Source organism: Hanstruepera neustonica, from assembly GCF_002895005.1.
Lineage (GTDB): Bacteria > Bacteroidota > Bacteroidia > Flavobacteriales > Flavobacteriaceae > Hanstruepera > Hanstruepera neustonica.
The window spans coordinates 1-525 of the sequence record NZ_POWF01000016.1 but is presented as its reverse complement, the minus strand read 5'-3'; the positions used below and the strand labels follow the sequence as shown (position 1 = coordinate 525).

1 protein-coding gene is annotated in these 525 nt (G+C 45.1%); it reads right to left on the bottom strand.

Going from position 1 to position 525, the window contains the following annotated elements; all coding sequences use genetic code 11:
- A partial coding sequence (locus tag C1T31_RS14105; RefSeq protein WP_165780120.1) for a hypothetical protein occupies positions 1 to 525 on the bottom strand: 525 nt, incomplete at both ends.

Genomic DNA, 525 nt, shown 5'->3' with positions numbered 1-525 from the left:
CAGTTACATTCGCTGTCCAAGTCTGGCTATAAGCACAACCATCATTTGTTGGACCTTCAGTAGTTACAATTGGCTCGCCTACACCACAGTTGTCTGTAGCTCCGAACATCGGTGCCATAACTTCTGGGTTACAACCCAAGTCACCACTTTGCCCATTGGTAGTGATAACTGGTGCTTCCATATCTACTGTCCAAGTATAAGTAACACTTACTGCTTCAGCTTGATTGCCACAGTTGTCAGTTACATTCGCTGTCCAAGTCTGGCTATAAGCACAACCATCATTTGTTGGACCTTCGGTAGTTACAATTGGCTCGCCTACACCACAGTTGTCTGTAGCTCCGAACATTGGCGCCATAACTTCTGGGTTACAGCCCAAGTCGCCACTCTCATTATCTGTTGTGATTATTGGTGCTTCCATATCTACTGTCCATGTGTATGTAATACTCACTGCTTCAGCTTGATTGCCACAGTTGTCAGTTACATTCGCTGTCCAAGTCTGGCTATAAGCACAACCATCATTTGTTG